At 72.1% G+C, this 16646-nt stretch carries 11 protein-coding genes; 4 read left to right on the top strand and 7 right to left on the bottom strand.

Going from position 1 to position 16646, the window contains the following annotated elements:
- Positions 1-12: 12 nt before the first annotated feature.
- Entirely contained in the window at positions 13-1539 is a 1527-nt protein-coding gene (gene zwf / locus AB0K00_RS16505) for a glucose-6-phosphate dehydrogenase (protein ID WP_363521372.1), read from the bottom strand.
- 298 nt (positions 1540-1837) lie between these two features.
- On the opposite strand from zwf, the gene AB0K00_RS16500 reads away from it, so the two are divergent.
- The gene (locus AB0K00_RS16500) at positions 1838-2281 is read left to right on the top strand and encodes a hypothetical protein (protein ID WP_363521370.1); all 444 of its coding nucleotides are present in this window, start codon (positions 1838-1840) and stop codon (positions 2279-2281) included.
- On the opposite strand, the gene AB0K00_RS16495 is transcribed toward AB0K00_RS16500, so the two are convergent.
- The 3 genes from AB0K00_RS16495 to AB0K00_RS16485 form a co-directional block, all read right to left on the bottom strand.
- Entirely contained in the window at positions 2278-3174 is an 897-nt protein-coding gene (locus AB0K00_RS16495; RefSeq protein ID WP_363521627.1) for an acyl-CoA desaturase, read from the bottom strand. The genes AB0K00_RS16500 and AB0K00_RS16495 overlap by 4 nt on opposite strands.
- 87 nt (positions 3175-3261) lie before the next feature.
- On the bottom strand, positions 3262-4617 hold the full coding sequence (locus AB0K00_RS16490; protein WP_363521369.1) for an FAD-binding oxidoreductase: 1356 nt from the start codon (positions 4615-4617) through the stop codon (positions 3262-3264).
- A 51-nt stretch (positions 4618-4668) separates the two neighbouring features.
- Complete coding sequence (locus tag AB0K00_RS16485) at positions 4669-8346, bottom strand: BTAD domain-containing putative transcriptional regulator (protein ID WP_363521366.1); 3678 nt, start codon at positions 8344-8346, stop codon at positions 4669-4671.
- 160 nt (positions 8347-8506) lie between these two features.
- On the opposite strand from AB0K00_RS16485, the gene AB0K00_RS16480 reads away from it, so the two are divergent.
- The 3 genes from AB0K00_RS16480 (at position 8507) to AB0K00_RS16470 (ending at position 10637) form a co-directional block, all read left to right on the top strand.
- Positions 8507-8875, top strand: coding sequence for an Mth938-like domain-containing protein (locus tag AB0K00_RS16480; protein WP_363521364.1), 369 nt, complete (start codon positions 8507-8509; stop codon positions 8873-8875).
- Positions 8876-8902: 27 nt separating this feature from the next.
- On the top strand, positions 8903-9418 hold the full coding sequence (locus AB0K00_RS16475; RefSeq protein WP_363521361.1) for a shikimate kinase: 516 nt from the start codon (positions 8903-8905) through the stop codon (positions 9416-9418).
- Between the two features lie 100 nt (positions 9419-9518).
- Positions 9519-10637, top strand: a complete 1119-nt coding sequence (locus AB0K00_RS16470; protein ID WP_363521359.1) for a cellulose binding domain-containing protein — start codon at positions 9519-9521, stop codon at positions 10635-10637.
- A 39-nt stretch (positions 10638-10676) separates the two neighbouring features.
- Here the strand turns inward: AB0K00_RS16470 and AB0K00_RS16465 are convergent, their stop codons facing one another.
- From AB0K00_RS16465 to AB0K00_RS16455, 3 genes are all read right to left on the bottom strand, one after another.
- Complete coding sequence (locus AB0K00_RS16465; protein ID WP_363521356.1) at positions 10677-11882, bottom strand: DUF6596 domain-containing protein; 1206 nt, start codon at positions 11880-11882, stop codon at positions 10677-10679.
- Complete coding sequence (locus AB0K00_RS16460) at positions 11876-12223, bottom strand: YciI family protein (protein ID WP_363521353.1); 348 nt, start codon at positions 12221-12223, stop codon at positions 11876-11878. Before AB0K00_RS16460 ends, AB0K00_RS16465 begins: the two co-directional genes overlap by 7 nt.
- A gap of 87 nt (positions 12224-12310) precedes the next feature.
- The gene (locus AB0K00_RS16455; protein ID WP_363521351.1) at positions 12311-16531 is read right to left on the bottom strand and encodes a CHAT domain-containing protein; all 4221 of its coding nucleotides are present in this window, start codon (positions 16529-16531) and stop codon (positions 12311-12313) included.
- Between the last annotated feature and the right edge of the window lie 115 nt (positions 16532-16646).

Here is a 16646-nt window from a genome sequence, read left to right as displayed (position 1 = left end):
CGCGGCAGGACCTCAGGCGACCGTGTTGCGCCAGGCGCGGCCGCTGCGTTCGATGAGGCGGTTGGCCTCGGTCGGGCCCCAGGAGGCAGCCTCGTAGGTGGGGATCGGGCCGGTGTCCTCGGCCCAGCGCTCCAGGATCGGGTCGACGATCCGCCAGCACTGCTCGACCTCGTCGGAGCGGATGAACAGGGTCGTGTCGCCGATGAGGGCGTCGAGCAGGAGGCGCTCGTAGGCCTCCGGGGACTCCTCGCGGAAGGTCTTGTCGTAGGAGAAGTCCATGCTCGCGGAGCGGACGCGGAACGAGTGGCCCGGGACCTTCGCGCCGAAGCGCAGGGCGATGCCCTCGTCGGGCTGGATGCGCAGGATGAGGGCGTCGGGCTGCAGCTCGGTCAGCTGCCGGTTGGGGATCGGCAGGTGCGGCGGGCGCTGGAACTGCAGGGCCACCTCGGTGACCCGGCTCGGCAGGCGCTTGCCGGTGCGCACGTAGAAGGGCACGCCCGCCCAGCGCCAGTTGTCGACGTCCAAGCGCAGCGCCGCGTAGGTCTCGGTGCGCGACAGGGGGTCGACGCCGGGCTCCTCGCGGTAGCCGGCCATGAGCTCCTCGCGGGAGCCGCCGCGGGTGTACTGCCCACGCACCGCGATGTCGTCGATCGCGCGGCCGCTGGGCAGGCGGATCGCCTGCAGGAGCTTGACCTTCTCGTTGCGGACCGCCTCGGCGCTGAACGACGCCGGCGGCTCCATCAGCGCGAGGGCGAGGACCTGCAGCACGTGGTTCTGCACGATGTCGCGCATCGCGCCGGCGTGCTCGTAGAAGCTGCCGCGGGTGCCGACGCCGAGGGTCTCCGCGACGGTGATCTGCACGTGGTCGACCCAGGTGCGGTCCCAGATCGGCTGGAAGATGGCGTTGGCGAAGCGCAGGGCCAGCACGTTCTGGACGGTGTCCTTGCCCAGGTAGTGGTCGATGCGGAAGACCTGCGTCTCGTCGAACGCGGCGTGCACGGTGGCGTCGAGCTGCTTGGCGCTGGCCTCGTCGTGTCCGTAGGGCTTCTCGATCACGAGCCGGGCGAAGGAGTCCTCGCCCGCCTGGTGCAGGCCGGCGCCGGCGAGGCCGTTGATGACGAGCGGGAACGCCTCGGCGGGCGTGGACAGGTAGAAGATCCGGTTGCCGGCGGTGCCGCGGTCGCGGTCGAGCTCGTCGAGCACGGTCGCGAGGCGCTTGTAGGTCTCCGGGTCGTCGTAGCCACCGGAGAGATACCGCACGGCGCCGGCCAGCTGCGGCATGCCGGACAGCCCCCGGTCGCCGAGCACCGCGTGGATGAACTGGTCGTCGTCCATCGGGGTCCGGGCGACGCCGACGACGGCGAACTGCTCGGTGAGCCGGTTGTGCCGGGCGAGGCTCTCGATCGCGGGGATCAGCTTGCGCCGCGTCAGGTCGCCCGAGGCGCCGAAGATGACGACGGTCGCCGGTGGGGCATGCCGGTCGTCGGACTCCTGGGGGATGGTGACGTGCTCGCCGATCGTGCCGTTGTCGCTGGGCATGGATGCGCGCCTCTCCTCGGACTGCCGCCGTGACACTACGAGTCAACCGCCGCGCACAGCAACGATTCCAGAACGTGACCGGCGTCTCGCGAATCTCAGCCTACGGTCCGGCAAGCGTTTGCATGACCCTCGATTCCCCCGCCGCGTCCCACGCACCGGGATCAAGCGCCCTCATCGAACACACGGGTAACACTGGGCACCCGGTGGGCGGTCGGCTGGTTACGAACGATCACGGCGGGTAACCTGGAGTCGTCAAGAGCATTCGGAGAGTAATCGGGTCGCAGGACGGGGATGCGCGATGTCGATCACACCGGTAGCAGCCACCACCACCGGTATCACGGCCACCCAGGTGCAGCAGCAGCGCCAGGCCGACCAGGTGGATCAGCAGCGCCTGGACGACCAGCGGTCGCAGGGCCGGCTGCAGGACCAGCGGGTGCAGGACCAGCGCAGGGTCGAGGACCAGCAGGACGTCCGCCAGGATCTGGTGCGCCAGGACCAGCAGCGCGCCGACGACGTGCAGCAGTACCGCGACGACCAGTACCGCGTCCAGCAGCAGCGGGTCCAGGACCAGCAGCGGCTCGACGACCAGCAGCGCATCCAGGAGCAGCTGCGCCTGGAGGATCAGCTGCGGCAGCGGGCGGAGGACACCCGCCTGCAGTTCGAGCGGACCACCGACGCCGCGGCGGCCCGGCTCGCCCAGGGCAACGGCATGTTCAGCGGCCGCCTGGACGTCTACCTCTAGGCAGCAGCCGCCAGCCGGGCCAGCCGCTCGGGGGTCGGCCAGCGCACGTCCCAGGCCCAGCCGGCCCGTTCGAAGCGCCGGATCAGCCACGCCGACACGTCGATCTGCCCGGGCAGTACGCCGTGCCGGGCGCTGGTCGGGTCGGCGTGGTGCAGGTTGTGCCATGACTCGCCCATGCTGAGGATCGCCAGGGGCCAGAAGTTCGCGGACCGGTCCCGGGCCGCGAACGGCCGTTCGCCGATCATGTGGCAGACCGAGTTCACCGACCACGTGACGTGGTGCAGGGCGGTGACGCGCACGAGACCCGCCCAGAAGAACGCGGTGACCGCGCCCCACCAGCTCCAGGTGACGAGCCCGCCGATGACGGCCGGCGCGAGCAGCGTCACCACGGTCAGCGGGCCGAAGAGCCGGTGCATCAGCCGGATGTCGCGGTCGGCCAGGAGATCGGGGATGAACCGCTGCTGGTTGGTGAGGTCCCGGTCGAGCACCCAGCCCAGGTGCGCGTGCCAGAACCCCCGTACCAGCGCCGCCGGCGACGTGCCGAACAGCCATGGGGAATGCGGGTCGCCCTCCTTGTCCGCGAACGCGTGGTGCCGTCGGTGGTCGGCGACCCAGTGCAGGATCGGGCCCTGCACCGCCATGCTGCCGGTCACCGCGAGGGCGATGCGCAGCCACCGGCGGGCCTTGAACGCGCCGTGCGTGAAGTACCGGTGGAAGCCGACCGTCGCGCCGAGACACGTCACGGTGTAGAAGACCGCCGCGAGGGCGACGTCGAGCCAGGTGAGGCCCCACCCCCAGGCGAACGGGACCGCGGCGCACAGGGCCAGGAACGGCACGATCACGAACGCGTAGACCGCCACCTGGGCCGGCAGGGGCCGCTTCGCGGCCAGCATCGGGAGTGCCACGCCCGGCACGCTAGCGCGCCGCGGTGACCGGCACCCCGCGAACAGGATGCCGGTCGGGGACGTTCAGGAGGACGTTCAGATGCCGTGGTTGGCGACGAACAGCCCCGACGGGTCGACCGCGGCCCGGATCGCCCGGAGGCGGCGCAGCGCGGCCGGCTCGTACGCGGTCTCCGCCGCAACCCGCTCCTCGGCGAAGTTCAGATACTGCGACCCCGTCGCCCACGGCTGCAGCGCCGACACGACCCGTCCCGCGTCGGCGACGGCGGCCGCGCCCATCTCGGGTGTGGCCGCGATCCCGCACGAGAACAGCGCGAACGCGCCGTCGAGACGGGCGAGGGCGCCGGCGCCCTCGCCCGCTCGGCCCAGCGCCCCGCCGAGCTGGCGCAGCTCGGCCGGGACCAGCAGGGACGTGCCGGAGTCGGGGCCGGCCGCGCCGAGCAGCGCGTCGACGGCGGCCGCGGGCAGGTCGCCGAGCATCGCCGTCTTCGACACCGCCGGCGTCGGGCCCTCCGGGTCGAGGTGCAGCCGGATCAGCGACGCGGGCGGCGCGTCGTCGAACGTGTCCAGGAACGGCTTGAGCGCCCGCAGCGGCGCGAGGATGTCGCGGCCGGCGGAGCCGAGGACGGCGCCGTCGACGACGAGCAGCTGGCGGCCCTGCAGCACCGGCGGCAGCTGCGGCATCGGCGGGATCTGCAGCAGCCGCAGCGAGGTGGTCACCTCGTCGGGGGCGGTCGCGGCCCAGTCGAGCCACGCCGGCAGGACCCGGGCGGCCTCGCGCCAGTCCCAGGCCAGCAGTCCCGCGTACACGGTGCTGATCGGGAACAGGTCGAACTCGACGGCGGTGACGACGCCGAAGTTGCCGCCGCCGCCGCGCAGCGCCCAGAACAGGTCCGGTTCGTGGGTCGCGTCGACGCGCAGCTGGGTGCCGTCGGCGGTGACCAGATCGACCGCGGTGAGGGCGTTGGCCTGCATGCCGAGGGCGCGGGCGTACCAGCCGAGGCCGCCGCCGAGGGAGTACCCGACGACGCCGACGTCCGGCGACGAGCCGTGCAGCGCGGCGAGCCCGTGCGGCGCGGCCTGCTCGACCACGTCGATCCACAGCGCGCCGGCCTCGACGCGGGCGGTGGGCCGCGTTCCGGGGGTGACGGTGACGCCGGTCATCGCGGACGTGCGCACCAGGACGACGTCGTCGAGGGGGCCGAGCGGGCCCGCGTTGTGGCCGGTGCCCTGCGCCGCGACCCGCAGCCCGGCGCCGGCGGCGGCGCGGACGACCGCGGCGACCTCGTCGGCGTCGGCGGGGTACGCGACGGCCGCGGGACGCTGGTCGACCGTGACGTTCCAGGGGGTGCGTGCGGTGTCGTAGCCCGGGTCGCCGGGAAGGTGGAGCGCGCCGCCGCACAGGCCGCGCAGTGAGTTCGCAACAGTGGTCATGCCGTACACGCTGCGGGAACGCTCTTGGGCCGGACTTGCGAGCGACCTGAGTCAGACGTGGGCTTGCAGCTCGGCGAGGGTGGTGACGCCCAGTTTGCGGCGGATCGCGGCGAGGGTGTCGTTCACGGTGTGCGGGGTGAGGAACAGCGCCTGCGCGATGTCGCGGTCGTCGGCGCCGCCGACGGCGAGGGAGACGATACGGCGTTCGCCGGTGGTCAGCGACGCCGACGGCTGCGCCGGCACCTGCTCGCCGAGGCCGGCCAGGGCGGCGGCGACGCGGGCCCGCAGCGGCGCGGCGCCGCACTGCTCGGCGAGGCGCAGCGCGTCGCGGAGCATGGCCGCGTCGCGGTCGAGGCCGCCGAGCGCGGCCAGGGCCTGCGCGTGTTCGAGCCGGGCGGCGGTGCCCGCGAGCAGCTCCACCGCCCCGAGCAGGTCCGAGCGGTCCCGGCGCAGCTCGCCGACGGCCCGCAGCGCCCGCCCGACGCCGCGCGGCGACCCCCAGCGCCGCATGTCGGACAGGTCGAGCAGCGCCAGCTCCAGCGCCTCGCCGGTGCGGCCCAGCCCGGCCAGGGCCTCGGCGCGCAGCGACCGCTCCTCGAACCACATCGGGTTGCCCTCGTGCCACGTGCTGAGCAGCGCCAGGGCCAGGTCGTGGCGGCCCTCCGCCATCAGCAGCTTCGCCTGCGACTGGTGGAACAGCCGGATCCCGTCGCCGATGCGCGGCCGGTCGTGCCGCTCGTCGACGAACGCGCGCGCCTCGGCCAGCTCGCCCCGGTCGACGAGGGCCCGCACCAGGAACGCCTCGCCGTACGCGATGCCGATCGCGGGCACGCCGCCCCAGCGCAGGTTCTGATCGTTGGCGGCGACCAGTGACGTGCACGCCTCCGGAAGGTCGCCGCGCTGCCATTCCCGCCACCCGCGCCACAGGTGCGCGGCGAGGACGGTGAACATCGACCCGCGGGTGTGCCCGAGCGTCAGCGCGTCGTCCCAGAGCGTGCCGACGTCCTGCTCGGCCTCCTCCAGGACCAGACCCGCGATGACCCAGAAGAGCCCCGGGTCGCCGCGCAGGAGAACCCCGTCGGCGAGCGCGAACCTGGCCAGCCGCACCGCGTCGTCGAACCGTTCACCCTGGACGAACGCCTGCCAGGACTGGCACACGGCGAGCATCCGCGCGCCGAGCCCGTCGCCGGACAGCACCGCCTCCTCGGCCGGGAACGAGCCCGGGTCGCCGCTGTACATGTACCCGGCGATGCGTTCCAGGGCCTGCAACCCCTGCCGCTCGTCGGTGAACGAGGCGTGCAGCCGCGCCGACGCCCGCCGCGCGAACACCGGCGCGTTGCCCTCCGGCCCCATGAAGATCAGCGTGTGGATGAGCATCCGTGCCACCGCGGCGAACGTCGCCGGGTCGGTGATCGGGTCGTCGTACGCGGCCCGCAGGTGCGCGATCGCCGCCGGGCCGTTGTTGAGCGTCTCGACCTGCCCGAGCGCCAGCAGCACCGCCGGTCGCTGCTGCGGCGCGGGCGGCTCGGCCAGGGCCCGGCGCAGGTACGCGGCGGCGCCCTCGGGCGCACCCCGGTGCAGCGCCGTGTCGGCCGCGGCCCGCAGCACGTCGACGACCCACTGGTCGGCGCGGTGCGGGATCTGCAGCAGGTGCGCGGCGACCTGCTCCGGGGCCGCCGACAGGCCGCTGAGGACCCGGGCGGCCCGCTCGTGGTGCAGCTGCCGCTCCCCCGGCGGCAGGTCCTGGTAGACCGCGTCGCGCACGAGCGGGTGCACGAACCCGACCGGGTACTCGTGCCGCACCACCTCGGCCCGCGCGAGCGCCGCGACCGCCGCCGCGGCGGCCGGCTCGTCGACCCCGGCGAGGGCGGCGATCGTCGGCAGGCCCGCGCCGTCGCCGAGGACCGCGATCGCCCGCGCGACGGCGGTGCTCGTCGCCGGCATCCGCCGCAGCCGGATGAGCACCATGCTGGACACCGCCCGCGACCCGATCGCGGTGACCGTGCCGGCGTGCGCGTCGGTGGGCCGCACCCCGTTGGTCTCCAGGGCGCGCAGCAACTGCCGCAGCAGCAGCGGGTTGCCCGACGTGGTCCGGTGGCACGCGGCGACGAACCGGGGTTCGGCGCCGTCGCCGAGCCGCTCCCGCACGAGGTCGGCGACGCCCTCGGCACTCAGCGGCCCGGGCCGCACCGGCGTGGCCGCCGGGTCCAGCTGCAGCTCGGAGATCAGCGCGTCGTCGTCGTACTGCTCCCCGGTGCGCAGCGTCGCCACCAGCAGCACCGGCAGCCCGTCGAGGCGGCGCACCAGGTATGCCAGGAACCGCAGCGAGCCGGTGTCGCACCACTGCAGGTCGTCCACGACGACGGCGACGGGCCGGGTCGCGGCGACGTTCGCGGTCAGCCAGTAGAGCCCGTGCAGCGCCGCGAACGTGTGGTCGCCGCGCTCGCTGTGCGCACCAAGGTCGAACACCGACGCGGCCGACGCGGCGGCACCGCCCAGCAGCTGCTCCCGCGCCGCCGGGTCGGTGAGCAGCGCCTCGAACAGCTGCCGCACCACCCCGAAGCCGAACTCCTTCTCCAGCTGGCTGCCCCGCGCCGTGAGCGTCAGCGCGCCGTGACCGTCCGCGATCCGGCGCGCCTCGGTCAGCAGCCGGCTCTTGCCGATCCCGGCCGGCCCTTCGATCATCACCAGTCGCGGCACCCCGCCGAACGCGTCGCCGGCCGCGACCCGGAGCTCCGCGACCTCCCCGTCCCGGTCCACAAGGTGCTCGCCAGTCGTTTTCCGCGTCGGTACCGCAGGCCCGTCCTGTGCCGCCTGCGGCGCCCGGGCCGGACCGGTCGCCGCCACCGGCGGGGCGTCGCCCCCGGAGGTGCGGCCCACTGCTCCTGATCCGCCCGCAAGGCCGGCCCCGCCATCCGCCTCCGGTGGGCCCGCCGGCCGCTGCGGCGCGTCGAGGGTCTCCGCCTGCGCCAGGACCTCCGCCTCCAGGGCCCGCAGCGCCGGCCCGGGGTCGACGCCGAGCTGGTCGGACAGCGTCTGCCGGGCCCGCCGCAGCGCCGCGAGGGCGTCACCCTGCCGGTGCGCCCGGTACAGGGCCAGGACCAGCAGCCGCCAGCGCTGCTCCCGCAGCGGCTCCTCCGCGACGAGCTGCTCCAGCTCCGGCACCAGCAGCGCGCTGTCGCCGAGCGCGAGCCGCGCCGCGAGCAGCTGCTCCCGGGCGAGCTCCCGCAGCTCCGCCAGCCGCGCCGCCTCGGCCTGCGCCCACGGCTCGTCGGCGTACTCCGCGTACGGCGGCCCCTGCCACAGCTGCAACGCCGCGCTGAGCAGGTCCCGCTGCGCGCCGTGCTCGCCGGTGCCGAGCGCCGCGGTGATGCCCCGCTCGAAGCGCCACGCGTCGACCGCCTCCGCGTCCAGCGTCAGCGCGTAGCCGGGCGGCCGCGACACGATCACGTTGCCGCGCGCCCGGGCCGTCGCGCCGGGTTCGAGGCGGCGGCGCAGGTGCGACACGTACGCCTGCAGCGCCCCGGCCGCGTTCGCCGGCGGCCGGCCGCCCCACACGCAGTCGATGAGCCGGTCGGTGGGCACGATGTCGCCCCGGTGCAGCACCAGCACCGCGAGCACGGCCCGCTGGCGCCGCCCGCCGAGGTCGACGAACGCGCCGTCGACCGTCGCGGTCATGTCCCCGAGCACGCTGACCCACAGCCTGCCGGACACCGGCGTGACCTGCACCGATCCTCCCCGTCCGCACCGACCCGAGCGATCAAGGTACCGCGGTTTCCCCGAACGCATCCTCAGCCGTTCACCCGGATCACCCACCGTCCATGCGGACCTGCGTCACCGGCGTACCTTCAATCACGGTCGGGTCGTGCCGGATCGGGAGGTTTCCGCCATGGAGGAACGTTCGCCGCGGATCGTCGACGCGAGCTGGGGACGCATCGAGGTGGAAGGGCTCGGCGTGGTCAAGGACCTCAAGGTGTGGCCCGGCGGCGGGCGGGAGTGGGACTGGGGCGAGACGGGCACCCGCCACTCCCCCGGGATCCAGCCCGCCGACGCCGAGGAGCTCCTCGAACACGGCGCGACGGTCGTGGTGCTGTCGCTGGGCATGGACGAGCAGCTCGGCGTACCCGACGCCACCGTTGCCGCGCTGGAGGCCCGTGGGGTCGAGGTGCACGTCGCCGAGACCCGCGAGGCCATCGAGCTGTATAACAGCCTGGTCGGGTCCGCGGCGGTCGGCGGGTTGTTCCACAGCACCTGCTGACCGCACACGACAGGAACGGGGCGGCCGGTGCGACGGGTGTCGGTGGTGGGCAACTCGGGTTCGGGCAAGTCGACCCTCGGCAGGGCCCTGGCGGCGCGGCTCGGGGTGCCGTTCGTGGAGCTGGACGCGATCCATCACCTCGCCGGCTGGGAGCCGATCGACGCCACCGAGTTCCGCAGGAAGGTCGGCGAGATCGTCGACGGCGACGGCTGGGTGATCGACGGCAACTACAGCGCCGTGCGGGACCTGGTGTGGTCACGGGCGGACACGGTGATCTGGTTCGACCTGCCGCGGCGCACGGTCATCCGGCAGGTGCTGTGGCGCACGATCCGCCGCGGCGTCACCCGCGAGGAGCTGTGGAACGGCAACCGGGAGCGGCTCACCAGCCTGTTCCGGCTCGACCCGGAGGTGTCGCTGCTGCGCTGGTCCTGGACCCGGCACCAGGTCTACCGCGACCGGTACGCGAAGGCCGCGGCCGAACGCCAGGATCTCGCGTTCATCCGCATCGGCTCCCGCAAGGACGCCGGCCGGCTTCTCAACTGAAAGTTTCGCCGTCTTTTTCGGTACACAACCGGAAAAATGCGGCAGGTGGCTCCCGTCCCGACCGGACAGCACTCATGGTGCTCGATGGAAGGGAGACACCATGGGCATTCGCCTCCGCGCTGGCCTCGCCGCCATCGGGCTCCTCGCCGCGACCGGGACCGCCATCCTGGCCGGCGCGACCAGCGCACACGCCGACACGACCATCTGTGAGAAGTACGGCTCCACGACCATCCAGGGTGGCCGGTACGTGGTGCAGAACAACGTCTGGGGCACCGACCAGACGCAGTGCATCAACGTCACCAGCACCGGCTTCAGCATCTCGCAGGCGAACCACAACGTGCCGACCAACGGGGCGCCCGCCTCGTATCCGTCGGTGTTCTACGGCTGCCACTACACCAACTGCAGCAGCGGCACGATCCTGCCGCTGCGGGTCAGCGACTCCCGGTTCGCCGGCATCCAGACCAGCGTCAGCATGAGCTACCCGGGCTCCGGCCAGTGGGACGCCGCATACGACATCTGGTTCGACCCGACGCCCCGCACCGACGGGCAGAACACCGGCGCCGAGATCATGGTGTGGGTGAACCACGCCGGCGCCCCGCAGCCGGTCGGCAGCCGCGTCGCGACCGTGAACCTCGCGAACGGGACGTGGGACGTCTGGTTCGGCAACATCGGCTGGAACGTCATCTCCTACGTGCGCACGCAGGGCACCGGCTCGGTGAGCTTCGCCCCGTCGGCGTTCCTCAACGACGCGGTGAGCCGTGGCTACGCGCAGACCAGCTGGTACCTGACCAGCATCCAGGCCGGCTTCGAGCCGTGGACCGGCGGCCAGGGCCTGGCCGTCAACAACTTCTCCGTCACCACCGGCGGCACCCCGCCGACCAGCAACCCGCCGACGTCGTCGTCCCCGCCGCCGAACCCGGGCAACGGCAAGTGCGCCGTCACGTACACGAAGAACGACTGGGGCGGCGGCTTCACCGCCGACGTGAAGGTGACCAACACCGGTAGCGCGGCCCTGAACGGCTGGACGGTCGGCTGGACGTTCAGCGGCAACCAGCGCATCACCAGCTCCTGGAACGCCACGGTGACCCAGTCTGGCACCGCCGTGACGGCCCGCAACATGTCCTACAACGCGACGATCCCGCCGGGCGGTTCGACTACGTTCGGCTTCCAGGGCACCTACTCCGGCGCCAACCCGGTCCCGTCGATCACCTGCAGCTGAACGCTTGAGGGGGCGGCCCGCCGGCCGCCCCCTCACCTTTTACTGCGTTGCCGCGTCGGTGCCCGGGTCCGTCGTGCCGGCGAGTTCCGTGAGCCGGCGTTCGAGGAAGCGCCGCTCGGCACCGTCGTCGGTGAGGTCCCTCGCCCGCCGGTACGCGGTGCGTGCCGCCTCGGTCCGCCCGAGCCGCCGCAGCAGGTCGGCCCGGGTCGCGTGCAGATAGCGGAAGTCGTCCAGGCCGAGCCCGTCGACGATGCAGAGACCGGCCTCGGGTCCTTCGGTCTCGGCGACCGCGATGGCCCGGTTGAGCTCGACGACCGGCGAGCCGGTCAGGCGGGCGAGCTCGCCGTAGAGCGCGGCGATCTGCGCCCAGTCGCACGGCGTCTCGGCGTGCAGCGAGGCGATCGCGGCCTGCAGGACGTAGGGCCCGCGACCGCCGAGGGCGATCGCCCGGTCGAGCTCGCCACGCCCGCGGGCGATCTGCGCGGCGTTCCACCGGGACCGGTCCTGATCGTCGAGCAGCACGATCTCGCCGTCGCGGAACCGCGTCTCGCGGCGGGAGTCGTGCAGCAGCATCATCGCCAGCAGCCCACGAACCTCGGGATCGGCGGGGAGCAGCTCACTCAGCGCCCGCCCCAACCAGATCGCCTCGGCCGCGAGCTCGTCCCGACCGCCGTACCCTTCGTTGAAGATCAGGTACACCACGGCGAGCACGGCGTCGAGCCGCTCGCGGAGCAGATGCTCCGGCGGCACCCGGAACGGGATCCCCGCCGCCTTGATCTTCCGCTTGGCCCGCACCAGCCGCTGCGCCATGGTCCGCTCCGGCACCAGGAACGCGCGGGCGATCTCGTCGGTGCTCAGGCCGCCCAGGGTGCGCAGCGTCAACGCCACCTGCGACTCGAGCGCGAGCGCCGGATGGCAGCAGGTGAAGATGAGCTCCAGACGCTCGTCCGGAAACGCGGTGGTGGTCATCGGCACCTCAACGGGGCGGGCAGCGGCGAGCAGACCGACCTTGGCGGCGAGGGCCCGGTCGCGGCGGATACGGTCGGTGGCGCGGTTGCGTGCCGTCGTCATCAGCCAGGCGCGCGGGTTGGCCGGCACGCCGTCACGCGGCCAGCGATCGGCGGCGATGGCGAACGCCTCCTGCGCGGCTTCCTCGGCAAGGTCGAAGTCGCCGAGGAAGCCGATCAGGGTAGCCAGGACGCGGCCCCACTCCTCGCGGAAGACCTCGTCGAGCGTCGCTACCAATAGACCTCCGACGGCCGGATCTCGACGGCACCGCCGTAACGGGCCGCCGGGACACGGGCGGCCACCTCGATCGCCGCGTCGAGGTCGTCGGCCTCAAGGATGAACAGACCGCCCACGGCCTCCTTCATCCCGACGAACGGCCCGTCGGTGGTCAGAGTCCTGCCGTCCTCAACCCGCACCGTGGTCGCGTGCTCCGCAAGCCCCATCGGCGGCATCGAGGTGACCCCCGGCGTCTGGTTGATCCGTTGATAATCGGCGTAGACCTGCTGCTGCTCATCCTCCGCAAGCGCAGCCTGCCGCTCCAGCGCCGGACCTTGATAGATCAACATGATGTACTTCATCTTCACCACCTGCTCGATATCAGCATCGTCGCAGTGAGACGAACAACAAGCCGAGAAATCGACAGCTCACCACGAAAACACGCCCAGCTACGCCTCGCCACCATCCCCGGGCGCTCCCGTTGGCGTCTCACCTTCAGTGCGGGTTACCTCGCTCAGCCTCTCCCGGCTGAATGCCAGATCGCGTTGCCATTCGATGTTGGTGGGGTCGGCGGCGACAAGCCGTTCGCGGATTGCGAGGGCGGCTTGGTAGTGCTCGGTGGCGGTGGTGAGGTCCCCGGCAGCCTGCGCCACATCACCCAGCTTGTTGCGGCTGACGGACAGGTCACGCTGCCATCCGCTGTTGGTGGGGTCGGCGGCAGCAAGCCGTTCGGCGATGGCCAGGTCGGCTTGGTAGTGCTCGGCGGCGGCAGTGAGGTCCCCGGCCGCCTGCGCCACATCACCCAACTTGTTGCGGCTGATGGACAGGTCACGCTGCCATCGGCTGTTGGTGGGGTCGGCGGCGGCAAGCCGTTCGGCGATGACGAGGGCGGCTTGGTGGTGCTCGGCGGCGGCGGTGAGGTCGCCGGCAGCCTGCGCCACATCGCCGAGCCGTTCCCAGCTGATGGATAGATCGCGTTGCCATTGGCTGTTCGTATGGTCGGCGGCAGCAAGCCGTTCGGCGATGACAAGGCCGGCCCGGTAGTGCTCGGTGGCAGCAGTGAGGTCCCCAGCCAGCCGCGCCACATCGCCCAGCTTGTTGCGGCTGATGGACAGGTCGCGTTGCCATTGGCTGTCGGTGGGGTCGGCGGCGGCAAGCCGTTCGGCGATGACAAGGCCGGCTCGGTAGCGCTCGGTGGCAGCAGTGAGGTCCCCAGCCGCCCGCGCCACATCGCCTAGCTTGTTCCCGTCAACGGACAGGTCGCGTTGCCATCGGCTGTTGGTAGGGTCGGCGGCGACAAGCCGTTCACGGATGGCGACGGCGGCTTGATAGTGCTCAGTGGCGGTGGTGAGGTTTCCGGCCGCCTGCGCTACCTCGCCCAGCCGACTGTTAAGCAGTGCGTCGCGGTTCTGCCACCAGGTGTTATCGGTGTCCTGGGCAGACCATCGCCCGGCGTTCTCGACCGCGGCCTGGTAGTGGCTCTGGGCGGTGCGCAGGTCACCCGTGTTGGCGGCGAGGTCACCGAGGTCGACGAGCACGACGTTGAGCTGAGCGGCGGTCATCGGGCTGTCCGGGTCGGCGGTGAGTCGTTCGGTCACGGCGTCGTAGGTGTCGGTGAGGATGTTCCGCGCGGCGACGAGGTTGCCGGTGGTCGTGACCGCGTCGTATTCGGCCTTGGCGACGTTGCACCAGGCTGGCTCGGTGCGGGGTAGGAGCGGCCGGATTTCGGCCAGGTATGCGGCTGCCGCCATCGCGCCCGGCAGGATCCGGTCAATGCTCCGGGCAATGCCGGTGATGTCGTCGTATTGGTGCAGCGCGGCCTGGTGCCGGGTCAGGTCGAGCAGATCGTCGTAGCCTGCCCGTCGCTGCTCGAATCGGGCCAGCCGCATCCGCAGGGCACGTTCGTGCAGGTCCACGGTGTCGGCGGCGGCGACCTGACGCTGGAGGATCTCAGCCGTCCACGGATGCATCTGCAACTCCGCGCCACCGGAGACCTGGGAGAGCAGGGTCAGGTCGGTGAGCCGTTCAACCACCCGGCGCAGGTCCTCCGCACTGAACCCGGACGGCAGACCCGGCGCGTCGCGCAGCGCGGCGTGCAGGTCGTCGACGGTCATCGGTGCCCTGCACACCGACACCTGGTTCAGCACCGCACGCTCCTCGGCGGTGAGCAGCTCAAGGAGTTCAGCTAGGAGGATGTCGGCGCTGCCGAGCAGCAACGCTGTGTCGATGGCGGCCTCGACCGGGCGGGGACGGCGCAGGTCGATCCCCTGCGCCGCGGCGAGCGTCTTCAGCTTCGCCTGCACCGCCCGGAACCGGGTCGGCTTGCCACGCACCAACGCATCCACATACTCGACCAGCCGCGGATGGCCACCGATCACCCGGTACAACAACCGCCGTTCGTCGGCGGGCAGGTCGGCCAGGGCAGGGTGGCGCAGCAGCAACCGGCGCAGTTCCGCCGGGGACAACGGCGGCACTGGCACCCGCACCAGGTAGCGGTCGTCGTCAGGCAACGGATACCGGCAGGTGACCAGGATCGAACCGGTCTCAGCGGCCTCGCACCAGCCGGTGAAGACCGTTTCGAAGACGGGGTCCAGGAATGCGCCGCCGCCCGGGGTCAGGTTCTGTTCGAAGTCGTCGAAGACCAGCAGCAACGATGCTCCACCAAGCAGCCGGCCGACCAGGTCGACCTTCACCGCATCCGACACCCCCACATCGACCAAGGCGCCGGCGGCCTGCGCCAGGCCGGGGACCGCCGCGACGGCGTCGGCGACCGCGGTCATCAGCGCGGTGGGGTTCCAGCGGCCCTCGTGCACCGCGACCACCACGCCGTCGCCGCGGCGGCGGGCGATGAGCCGCCCGGCCAGGGCGGTCTTGCCGATGCCACCGATCCCGAGGACCTGCACGCCGGCGATCGTCCCGTGCTCGCCGCGGGCCGCGTCGGTGCGGCGCAGCACCGCGGTCGCCGCACGCAACGACGCCCGACGGCCGATCAGCTGCCCGAGAGACAGCTCCCGCACCGAGGTCCCGGACGGCGCCGCTGGCGCTACCCGCAACGGCTCAACCACCGCGACCGGATCGATCATCGGCGGGTCATCGCCCGCGGTCAGCAGCGTGGCAACGGCGAACTGCCCCGGCCAATCACCATCCCGCGTGCTCTGTGCCACCGTCCGACGAGCCAACGCCAACGCCGCGGACACCGGTGCGTCCGGCCGGTGGGTCAGTTCCTGATACAGCGCGGCGGCCAAGGCGGTGGCGTACGTGTCGTTGACCGCCGCTTGCATGGCGATCACCCGATCAGCGCCGGCCCGAACCAGACTCGCGGCCATCGCCCCCGCACGACCACCAGCCCCGGAACACGACGACAACATGATCAGCGGCACCGGCGTGCCCGCGTCACGAATGACCCCGATCAGGTCCCGGGTCGTCACCTGCTGCGGACGGCCGTCCTCATCCTCCAACTCGATCATCTCGGGCGAGCCGTGCGCGGACAGGTGCAACACGTGGAAGGTGTCGCGGCGTAGTGCGTCGCGGATCTGCGCCAGCGACGCAACCTCCAAAATCCGCGCCTGCCCAGCATGCGGCGTGACAGCGTCCATCACCGCCTGCATCTCCGCCTCAACATCCAACGGCACATTCCCAGTCAGGGTCTCCAGCGGCGCGGCCACCGCCGCCAGGATCTTCAACGGCCCCGCCAAAGCCGCCGGAGGCACCGGCGATGAACCCGGCAACCGACGACGCACGCTCACCCCACCGATCAACGCCAGCGGACCCAGATCCTCCCCCGTGCTGTCCACCAACCGAAGCAGCTCGAACGGCACCTCCAACGCGGCACCGTCCCCAGTCACCACCACATCAACCCAACTACCCGGACGCAGCCTCGCCACCAGATCAGCCACCAACCGATGCCCCGCCTCGTCGAACACCGCCGCCGCCAACAACCTGCCGACCTGCAGCAGCCGCTCACCCGCCACCGCACCACCAACCCGCAACCCCGACCACACCCCCACCACGTCGGCGGGCAGGCGCACGCTGCGAGTGCCGAGCACGGTGCCAGCCAGCGACACCACCGCCGTCAACTGACCGTCCTCGACCGTCGCACCGATCTCCAACAGCGTCCGCAGCCCCTCGGCCCGCACATCCGGAATCGCGAACGGACGTGGTGGTCGCGGCCGCACCTGGCCCAACGGCGGCTCGACGTCCAACGGCTGCCCGGTCAGCAACCGCAGCAACCCGTCCACGCCCTCCGACGTGAACGCCTCCACCCGATACGTCGTGCTGCCCGTCGGCAGCACCCAATCCGGCAGATCCGCCGCGTCCTCGCCCGGCAACACCACCGGCACGATCTTGCGCGTCCCAGCCTGGAAATCCGCGTACAACATCTCCTGCAGCTGCCGCGCCTCCCACCGCACCCCACGCCCCACCGACCGATCACCGGTGTCCTCACCCCGCACCCGATACCCAGCCGACGCCACCACCAGCACAAACCGCGCCACCCGGATCTGCTCCGCCATCCACTGCGGCCAAAACTGCCGCTCCCCCTCCGCCACCACATCCAACACCGCATCAACACCCTCAGCCCGCAACAACGTCCACAACCGCCGAACCTGCTCCTCATGCACCACATCGCCGTGCGCATAAGAGATCAACACCCGCACCGCCGCGACGTCCACCGAACCGAACCCCCTCCGCAGCACCGAACCCCCAACCGCAGTCTGTCCACCCACCACACATCGATACAAGGCCACACACCCATGCCAACGGCCGCACTCACCCGACCGGGCGGCC

Origin of the sequence: Dactylosporangium sp. NPDC049525, from assembly GCF_040676755.1 — a bacterium.
Classification (GTDB): domain Bacteria; phylum Actinomycetota; class Actinomycetes; order Mycobacteriales; family Micromonosporaceae; genus Dactylosporangium.
Note: the sequence above shows the minus strand (reverse complement) of the source record. Positions and strands in the feature narration are given on the sequence as shown.